5 protein-coding genes and 1 riboswitch are annotated in these 10,750 nt (G+C 40.9%); all 5 genes read right to left on the bottom strand.

Going from position 1 to position 10,750, the window contains the following annotated elements; all coding sequences use genetic code 11:
• A partial coding sequence (locus tag C4533_08210; protein ID RJP27429.1) for a hypothetical protein occupies positions 1–3,432 on the bottom strand: 3,432 nt, incomplete at its 3' end.
• A gap of 78 nt (positions 3,433–3,510) precedes the next feature.
• Positions 3,511–3,603, bottom strand: a riboswitch (cyclic di-GMP riboswitch).
• A 281-nt stretch (positions 3,604–3,884) separates the two neighbouring features.
• On the bottom strand, positions 3,885–6,659 hold the full coding sequence (locus tag C4533_08205; GenBank protein RJP27428.1) for a hypothetical protein: 2,775 nt from the start codon (positions 6,657–6,659) through the stop codon (positions 3,885–3,887).
• A gap of 12 nt (positions 6,660–6,671) precedes the next feature.
• A complete protein-coding gene (locus tag C4533_08200) occupies positions 6,672–7,979 on the bottom strand; it encodes a hypothetical protein (GenBank protein RJP27427.1) in 1,308 nt (435 codons plus the stop codon).
• Complete coding sequence (locus tag C4533_08195) at positions 7,963–8,868, bottom strand: hypothetical protein (protein RJP27426.1); 906 nt, start codon at positions 8,866–8,868, stop codon at positions 7,963–7,965. The genes C4533_08200 and C4533_08195 overlap by 17 nt, the downstream gene beginning before the upstream one ends.
• A 15-nt stretch (positions 8,869–8,883) precedes the next feature.
• Positions 8,884–10,749 carry a hypothetical protein gene (locus C4533_08190; protein RJP27425.1) on the bottom strand — a complete coding sequence of 622 codons (1,866 nt, stop codon included), beginning with the start codon at positions 10,747–10,749 and terminating at the stop codon, positions 8,884–8,886.
• Between the last annotated feature and the right edge of the window lies 1 nt (position 10,750).

Raw genomic sequence — 10,750 nt, 5'->3', positions numbered from 1 at the left:
TTCAAAGCTTTCCCTGGAAGCAGTGTAGGCATCTTGGACATTAGATTCAGCGCGAAGTATGGCCGGGATATAGGCAAGGTTAGCTACGTTGATGAGCTTGACTTTGCCATCCTGTATGGTTAAACTGCCGTAATTAGTTGAATTCAACTTGCCTGATTCACCAATTGTAAATTCAAATCTATTTCCATGTTGCTTAATGTTATGCGCGTAAGTATACTGTTGTGCGCTAAGACTACTACCGTCGAATTTATATTCAAAATCTAAACTGTTATAACGGAACCCGCCGTGCGTCTTAACTCCATTTGTTTCATAAGTGTGGTCAACATATAATCCTGCTTGATTTGTACTAAGGGCCCTGAATCTGCCTACGCCGGAAATCATTGTGCCTGTTTCGTTAAAATAGGCTGTCTGGCCGCCGCTTACCATCTGCATCTGCCCTAATCTGTTGCCTGAATTATCGATTATTGTCGCAAAATCAAGAAGCGGTTTTTGGCCGCCATGATAGTTCATGTTGCGCTGATCAAGGGATATTGAACCAGGATTAAAGTTAGAAGCAAAATTAGTTTCTACTCGTTGCCCGCTTGCCTTATCTCCTTTAGCAAAAACATCATATCCGCTGCTTTTTATTTTCTCTACATCAGCTCTCGTAACTGCCGAGCCTCCACCTTCACTCTTAGCAGCTGAGATGGGATCATTCGGCGTTGAAACCAAAACCGGGAACCGAGGCATATCTTGCCTGCTCGTAAAAATTATCTTTTTAGATCCGTCAATATAGCCGCTTACCGGCTGCCAATTTTTACCATTATCAAAAGAAGCTTCACTAAAACCAGCTAAAGAACCTTGCACGGGCTCACCACCATTTTCAAAAGCAATTTGCTTGAGTTTAATGAAAGCGGTAATGTCTGATAAATTATTCCAAGTATATAAAACCGCTTTATTACCGTCTAAGCCTTGGTATTTTGAAATCAAGCCAGGATTAGTAACAAAACCTGCACTATTAATATCAGCGCTTACCCCATTTAAAGAAGCGTTATTTTGCCTGGCAACAGCAACAAACTTGGCGCTTGGCGAAGCAGTATCAAACTGTTGGACAGAAGAAACAAACTCTTTCATATTGCCTTTAAAATTATGCCTGACATTACTAAACATGGGCGAATAGTCCATATTTACATTGCCAAGGCCCTTGACAGTCCCAAAACTCAGGTTAGCAAAATGCTGCTTTGCGCCATTTGTAGAATCGGCCGAATAAACATATTGTGCTAATTCACGTGTATCCCATTCTGGAAGATTAGCTACATTAGCTCCTGCGCCAGCAGAAACTTCGTCTGCCTTCAAGCCACCATTTGTATTAACCCCTCTTAAAACCGTCGAAGAATACAATCCGCCTTTTGATAATACTGCCGGATTAACGCTGCCATTGGTAAAATCTACCGTTACGTTCTCCGTCCGGTTTACACTATTAAAATCCTGCGCCATCTCTGCAGTCAATCTTGTCGGAGAGCCTGCTTTTAATACCCAATTTCCATTATTAGGAGTAAAATTTACTGGAGTTCTTGATAAATCAACTGATGTAGAGACTCCAAAATCATCTTTTCTTGAAACCCCTGTAAACTCAACCCCTTTTATGTTGCCTCTTGGCTCAACACCGACATTTTCCCTGATAATTGCTTCCTGCCCTAATATGAACATTCTATCCTGATATTCAATTCTACCGGGCAGGCTCTTCCAATAACCTTCTACGGGAAGAACATTGCCGCTAGAATTAACTGTGGCAATATATTTTCCTGTCTGGTCATGAGAGCCTAATCTAGTGTTTCTATAAGCGGGGTCTTTGCTTACTCCTGATAATTGCTGTTTCCCAGAACCATAAATGGTATCTCCTGGTTTTACATAAGCACCGGTTTGATAATTCCAGGACACGTGATCACCGGCTTTCGCTGTAACAAGGGCCACTTCGCTTGCTCCTGTGTCATATCCCCTCATATTACTGGGAGGAGGCTCTCTTCTGGCAAAATCTCTTGTGCTAACGGTTCTAGGGTCATTATCAAGCATCGCTACCATATTATTGTTAATAAATGCTTTATTCTGATAGGCGACATAATTTACGCTTATACCGTCAGCGTTGGCATATACCGGAAGAGTATCAACAGCTACCGAATCATTAAAAATAGTTACCGACGCTCCCGAGTCTCTAAATGTATTCAACTTTAACTCTTGAGCGAACTTTCTACCCGATGGGTCATTATTTATTTGTTCTATAATATTAGTATCATCGGTCCTAACAGTTCTACCGTCTAATCCGTTATCAAACCAGACAAGTGTGCTGCCAACAGGATTGTTTACATTCGATGATGTGGTATAGCCGACCATTAGTGGATTAATAAAATTCTTACTATTTACATCCATAAAACCGGCCTTATTTACGCTCATAGGGGAAGAAGCAAAATAAGTAGGCGTATTGTTATATGCGCTAAAACTTGGCATCTGTGGCATAGAAAATCCGGCTGGTATATTGTAAGTATCCCCTCCCATGTTTTGATAACCATTATACAAACGTCCACCCGTAGCACTGCTTCCTCTCCAGCTATCATCCTTTCTTGCGCCCTTAATCTGTTTAGCTTCAACATCAGAAATAGATGTAATTAAATCAATCAAGTCTAGAGTTAAAATATAACCGCTAAAATCCTCTAAGAATTTCTCTTTTGGTAAGAATTCTTCCTTGTGTTCATCAGCAAAATAAACCTTATCCTCACTTATCTTGGTAACTAAAACATAGTGTTCTTGTTTAAGATGGGCAATGAATGGAACAATGATATTTGCCTGGCCTTCAGATAGTTTTGTTAAATCGACTTTGGCAGGATAAAGTTTCTTGCCGAAATATTCTGATGTCTTAGCCAAAGAATAAAGTGAGTTAAGTATAACCTCGGGGTTGCCTTCGGGCTGAACAAGAGAATTAACGATATCAATGGTCAATGCCATTACCGCAATATCTTGCTCAAGGACTTGTACTTTATTATAATTTAAATAATCGTATAAGGCCTTTGAGCCGCAGGGTTTTCCCTTTAACCAAGCATATAATTCTTCGATCCTTTGCTTACTAAGGCTTAAGGGTTTATCTAATTGCAGAGTTAGCGTGGGTGAAATTTTTATAGCATTGATTTGTTTACCGGAGATATCTTTGAGGATATTTTTTACTGCTAGTGGTATATCGATGTTATCAGGCGCGCTGTTTAGAAAAGCAGGCCTGTAGGCTGCTGGCTGGCGCCAGATAATTCTCCAATCGTATTCAACTGCCTGGGCAACCTGCTGGGGAAGGAAAACTGCCAGTATTATAAAAGCAACTAATCTGATCCAGGCTTTGAAACTAGACTTAAACCCTGTATCTTCTATTCGCATCTCTCCAGGATTTTTTTCTAGGTTTTCTTTTCTCATCACGATTTATTTTTTAAACCTTTTTAAAACTTCTTATTAACACTTTAAAAAAAACCGGATTGTCAATACTTCTTTTGTATCGGCAACCCGGCTATCCTAATAAAAATCCAGTCCTTTTTAGGACCCGTGGCTTTGTGTCCTCCGATCACTCGGAGTTTACCTTTTTCGCTTCCTGCTGTTTGCATCTGAAGTATAACATATATATAATATATTAGTCAAGTAAAAATTATGCTAAAAAAGGAAGCGTTTTCAAATCCAAAAATCGTATAACATGCGTAGGCTCATTGAGTTTCAGGCCAGCTTAAATCAATAAAAATTTGATTAGTTTAGTTGCAGAATTTACTTTTCTAAGGGTTTTTGAGCTATGGTTATAGTACTGGGATATTAAAAGGGGGCCCTCATTTGCTTGGCAGCGAATTTTCGGGACTCAGCCCCCCTTTAACATTTTAAAATCATCTTGCTTCAGATTGGACATTTATATTACCAGATTGGACATTATTCTTTTGATTAATTTGTCCATTCAGTGAATTAGTTGGTGTTTTATTCTTAGAAACTTCGGTTATGTTTGGTGATTCTTCCTTGCTTCTTATTCTATATTCTCCTAATTTACCTGAATTTGCTCTAATCGTATAGAAGGGATTAGGAAATGGGGCTAACATATCTGAAAAAGTAGTGCCTAAAGCAGCATTATGCTCCATCTGCTGGAGGGTAAAAGGCATCTTGGGGGAATTAGTCGCAACTATCCTTTCCGGCCTAATGTTGAACGCTTTTCTGGCCCAATATGACTGTGCCACTGTACCCTGGATATTGTTAGCTGTGGCTCCTATGTTCGCATTAACATAAGAATTAGCAAGCGTATTGGCCCAACCTTTTTGAGCAATACTTTGAGACGTTTCCTGAACCGAATCTGTGTAATTTACGACATCCATTGCCGTAACATCCTCTGACCACTTTGCAGGACGCCCAAAAGAAAATGTTTTAGATACCGTTTCTGCGCTTGCCTGCGCTATACTTAAACCAACTGCCTGCCCTAAAGTTGGCTTCTGTGAAAGAACACCTACTGTTATACCATAAGCCTCTTTACCATATAGCCCTACATCATGATGACTTGGCTTTAACCCAGTTCGATATGCAGCTTCTAAATACTGTTTCCGTTCTTCTTCATAGCTCCCACGTTGAGCCAAACTATTCATAATATCTTGTTGAGAAACACTTGGACCAGTACTTAATACTTGCTGGCCTTCTGGCTTAGGAACAAATAATGATTTATTCCAATCTTCTGAATTGGATATTCTGCTTTTGTTCCAGGCTATGCCACGTATTGTAGCCGTTAACATATTAGCAGCGTAAGATACTCCCATATTTGAAACTGAGGAGGAGCTATTAAGGTTTTTGTTTGCCACGGCTTGAATTGTCCCACTAACAACACTATCAAATAATTCGAAACGAAGCCCATCCCAAGTCTGAACGCGGAATAAATCCGATCTTGTAACTCCGATTGAATCAATGGCTTGCTTGGTAGAACCTCCGCTGGCTATAACATCTGTAACCGCACGTCCAGCTCTTTCCCTGCTATTAACCATAGCCCAATCACGGACTGTTTCCGGACCACCATATGATGGCAGATTACTTAATTGCTGGTCTGCTCTTTGCCTTTCGAGAGGATCTTTATACTGGGCTAACACCTTTGCCTTCATTTGTTCTGGGTCTATATCCCCAATACCCAAAACATTCTGTAAATCAGCCAAGTCGCTTTGTGTAGCTGAAGTCTTGCCTTCTTGGCTCCATTTATCTTGCATTCTGTTGTATTCTCTACTAATCCGAGCATTATCTTTAGCTGATCTATATTCAGTTGCCGCGTTAATAATATTTGTTCTCTGCTCTAAATTAGTGGCTATTTTATCTTGTTTGTTACCAAAATTAGGTCTTAAGTTATTAACATCAGCTAAATTACTCACAACCGGGCCTGTAACCGCTTCAGCTAATCCTGACACGAGAGGCGCCAAGTATTGCTTTCCCTCAGGCAATGCTTCTCCAGCTAATATTCCAGCTCCCTTTGTAACTATTGTTGGCCACTCCCTAAAAGTATCTAGTGCTGCTTTGGCCGGACGAGCAGAAGGATTACGATCATATATGGTGTAGACATCTCCAGCACCTGCTTTTGCCATATACTTTTCAGAATTATACTGATTTAGATCAACTTCTTTGCCCAGCTTGGTCGTTCCATCCCGTTTTGCTGTTTCTACTTGATAAAATCTTACTTGTGGCAATACTACTTTACCTCCGGAAGCTGCCACAATAGAATCCAGAGTCCCAGAATATATCTTTCCATTAATGTCCACTTCATAGGAGTCTCCGGAAGCAGCTACTGCTTGCCTACTTATATCTGCTACTTCTATAACTTTATCTGCTCTCCCACCTTGACCTTGTTGAGCGCCTACAGGATGAACATCATAAGTTTTACCATCGACCTCTATCTTAAGCGCTCCTTCATCCTGTTTACCTTGAACAGAAATAACGGGCTTATCGGCAGGGTTGAATATTTCACGGCTAAAATTCACAGCCATCATCCCCGTTGTCATGCCTGCAATCTGCCCAATAGCACTGGGTCCCTTACCGCTATCGATCCTGCTTTTATCAATTGCATAAATGGTCGCTCCTTTTGCCAAGCCTTCTAAACCACCTACGGCGACACCTTTAGCAATTGAAGATACGGCTATAGGATTAATCGGGGGAGAAGAGCTTGCAGCAGCAGTAGCGCTTCCACTCAATGGCTGTCCAAGATAAATCTCTGGATTTAAAGCTCCGCTTGTCACTCCGGTTGCTACCGATGAAACTACAAACGTAGTACTCGGGCTCCAGTCATTATAAGTACCGTAAGCAGAAACAGCTCTGCCTACCTGGCTGGTTGCTGCTACTGTATTAAAACCCTGCAGCATATTTCCAAATTGCAGGCTTTGCGTAAAAGCATTGGATAAAGAAAAACTTGATAATGTCCCGTTCAAGGCAGAACTTATCGCAGAGCCGGCGACACTGCCGACAGCAGCAGTTGCAACGCCTATGGCTAAATTGCCAATATATTTGCCGCTATCAAACTCAGCTAAATCACCGCCGCCTGCGCTCCTGCGGGCATAGGCATGTTTAGGGAATATTGTAAAAAGGCATAAAAATACCACTAACATGCTGCTGAATATTCTTATGATATTTTTATTCGCCGTCTTGCACATGTTTATTCACCTTTAGCTTGCGAAACAACTCGGATACTGGTTTCTGTATTGCTCCACTATCTGCTGATACCTGGCTATCCTTTCATTCAATTCTTCAATGCTGCCGTTAATCGCGTCTACTGCGCCTGTGATACTGTCAACACCCGGCATACCTGATAAAGCATTAGCTACTGAATCCCTTTGCGTTCTAACTGATTGCGCAGATAATCCGTACAAACTAGCATAGTATCCCAAATCCTCTATATCTTGATTTAATTGGCTCCCAAAGACAATAACTGCTTCTTTATAACCGATCTGCGCGCTCAGCTGATTTCTAAATTGGGTTACCTTGGAAACCGGGATATTAAAAAATGGATTTGAACTCAAACTATCTTCCCAATCTTCCATAGTCTCAGCCATGTCATCCAACTGCTCTTTATCCTGCTCTAACGGAGCTTTGTAATTCTCTAACCTATCTATATCTACCTGTAATTCATCTATGGTCATATCCTGGATACGCTGTGCTTCATCTTCGTAAGTCTGAGCTAACCTTATATTAGCTTGCGCTTCTGCTTCAGTTAAACTTGCTGCTTCATCCCTTAGTGCCTGTGCCTTATCGAGAAGCTCTTGCCTTTGCCCATCATAATATTCGATTAAACCGTTAAATTCAGCTATTGATTCATCCATCTGGTCAATGGCATCCTGGTCAGCCGCAGCTCTCTGCTCAATCTGGCTCCTTACTGCAGCTACTTCTATAGCGGTTATCCTTACACCGTCTGGATCAAGCAGCCTCACTATCCATTCATTAAAAGTAAATATAATCGAACCAAAAGAATCAATATCATCCTGCAAAGTATTCTTAAAATTATTCAAAGCTGACAATTCTCCGGAGGTAGCATGCTGCCGGGCAGACCACTCATCTGCTGCCTCGCTCATCAAATCATATGCATTATTCTCCGCGCCCTCTTCTTGAGTAAGGTTCAATCTGCCGATTACCCCATTTTCTCCAAGAGCTTCAATCTGCTGAGCCATTCTTATTATCTGATCTTCATAATTACCGACAAAATCCCTGATTGACTGGCAACTCTCTTCTGAAGGGGTAGCTATTGTGCCATCATCAAAAATATTATCATCAATATCCAAAGTACCTCCATCAAGGTCTGTTGCCTGGGTTACATTCAAAGCATACTGTTCTCCCTGGCCGAATACATCCGCGGATTCCCTGTATTTCTGCTGGATATTACGCTGCAGATATATCCGCATAGCCATCAAGGCCGCAATAAAAATGCAGATAAAAACAGCGTACTCAATTGTGCTTAACCCTTTAACCGTTCTTTTCATTTTTGTTCCTCTGCAACTTTATCATAATAGTGGTAAAATCCAAATTCAAAACACTGTCCTTGTATCCCTTTGAGTCTCTAAAAACACCTATTTCGCATTTGTCGCCGTTTGAATTAACAAAATATACACTCCCAAAAAGACCGCTAAAATCATCCCCATCCATAGCTAAATCCGGATATTCTACTTTACCTTTTGCCTTATCCATGAGCGCCTCTTTACTTATATTCTCAACCGGGTTATCCTTAGAAACAGTCCAGCCGTAATCCGGCATTTTCTCTTTATAAAATGCTAAGATATCTTTTGGACTATCCTTACTGGTTAAAATACCGAATGTAATATCATTCTTATCGTAAACGCCTATTTCATTGGAGCCAGGGTATTGCGGCGCAAAATTTATACTTGAATGGGCGGATTGTGCATTGACTTCTACACCGGATGCGCGATCCATAGCCTTTAATCCTTCGGCTACCGCAAACTTTGTTTTTTTGCTTAAAGCATATTTCTCCGGTATAAAACTTATAGCTAACATTTTATTATCCTTCATAAACAAGAGGTTAGTATCACTGAACTTGGTCAAAGATGGATCAACTTTAACATTTGGCATAGTGCTAAATTTATCCAGTTCTTTATGCGGCAGGAATTCTTTCCAGCCGAGCTTTGGCAGCCTATTCCTATAAAAACTTATAACGTCTTCTATGCTTGCATTTGTCTCGTAATACTTAAAGTCAAAATCTATGCCTCCGACTGAACGCACTTTATGGTTTTGTTCAACTGCACCAGCCGGCACAGGCAGGCCTTTCTGATCCCACCAGGCAGCATTAAGGTAATTAATATTTATAAATAACCCTATTATTAAAACCATCATTATTTTACTTCTTAAAGAAAACATTCCTGCCCCTCCATTTTAAAAAGAACATTGCGGGTTGTTTGCAACTATTACGTCAATCTCATTCTGTAACTCAAATGCCTGATATCTATATTCCGTAACATCATACTGATATTCAGCTAACATCTGCTGTAACTCTTCAAGGTCTAATTCTGCTCCCGAAGACCCGAAGTTATCAATCTGCTCCTGCAATGCAGGTATTGTTACGTTTTCAAGGTCATCGGCCAGCTGTAATAGGCTCTCTTTCTCATCTCTAATAGACTCAACCTGCCCGGCAGCAATAGCACATTGGCTATTTATATCAGGAACAGATATACCGCCTGCAGGAAGAGGGTCGACTAAAATTATTGAAGCATCAAAATTCGGGTTAGGATAATAGATTTCACCGTTACCGTTAAAATTAACCATACTATAGCTAAACATATTAGGGTAACGCGTCCTCCAAATCCCAAGTTCAGCGCCTTCATGATGCTGTAAGGAGGCCATATAAAGCATGCGGTTATGGACTATATCATCGATCCAGGCAATAATCTGGCCTGATGCCGGGCTCATCACAGTAGAGCCGGTAGTTAATCCTGTCTCTGCTGCCACAAGCAAAGGAAATGTTGCAATCTCTTCTATCAAAGCTGTAGTATTACTAACCAGGCCTAAGGCATTATCTACTAAAGCGCCCGCATTATCAAGGCTACCCGCAGTAGCATTAGGGATACAGCAAGCAAGGCCGGCAGGAGCTGTAATAGGGACACAAATCATAGCAGCGCAACCCGCAGCAACAGCAAAAAAAGTAGAAGCTGTTCCGTAAAATAAAGAAGATGTCTCATATGAAGCCATCGCAGCCAAAAGGGCAGCCTTTATGGCAAAAGAAAGGGCGACGATACCGCTTAATATACCTATTTCAGCAGCAAACGGCATTTTAGTTACCCTTAACTTATATTTATTTACGTCCTGCGTATATTGCGCTACCGCAACTAAATGGCCTCTTAATTGCCTGTCTGTCCATGGATAAATATAAAGATAGCTATGCTGCAAGCTGCTTAAAAATAAAGAAAAGGTCATCCGTGAATTGGCAAAACTAAATGTTGAAAGGTCTAAATCCGTAAAATCAAAATTTAAAAGATCGTTTACATTCCCAAAGTTAAATAAAGAACCGAAAGAAAGCAGCGAACTCAACATCCCGCGGAACGACTCTTCAAGAGGGTTCTCGCTTCTAAGCTTGGAGCTTATCCCGCTGTTCTTAAAGGCGAACTTGTACCCTAATTTTAAAGCATCGCGCCTGCCTGCCTGGGCCTGCCTTCTTATCTCCATAAAGAAAAACTTCTGGGCTATATAAAATGCGGTAACTGATACTATCAGGGAATAAATTGTACGCGTAAACCAGGTCATTACACCAGCGGCATTCATCGTCATAATTCCGGCTGTTACTGCCAACCCGGTGGCAAACCCGTCAAATGTAGAAGCTAAACTTAAGAGTGCTTCACCAAAGCAATTGCAGTTCGAAGGCAAACCTAATGCTTCTGCTGCTATACCAGCGGCTTCAGCAGCTCCGCCTTTTATCAATCCTATTATAGTTTCAACCATGGCTGTAGTTAATATCCCGGTTGCAATTGCTATCTGGATAGAAGAAGTAAGAAAGAACTCCTCATAAGCTACAATCATGTAGCTGTTAGAAATAGCCACATTATTAAATACAGAGGCCATAGCTGAGCCTCCGGCAAGGCTGCCTGCATCAACAGCATTACTGGTATCAGTCCTTACTAAGGCCACCTTACCTATATTTACCGATATCAAACTTAAAATTAATATGACGACGGTTAAAATAATAAATATAGGCAGCACCTGCCCTTTTTTACTCTTAAATTTATTCTCATGAAAAACACTAAACATG

Source organism: Candidatus Omnitrophota bacterium (genome assembly GCA_003598025.1).
In the GTDB taxonomy this organism is placed as follows: Bacteria; Omnitrophota; Gorgyraeia; order Gygaellales; family Profunditerraquicolaceae; genus Profunditerraquicola.
The sequence above is the reverse complement of the archived record's forward strand: the minus strand, read 5'-3'. Positions and strand labels throughout refer to the sequence as shown.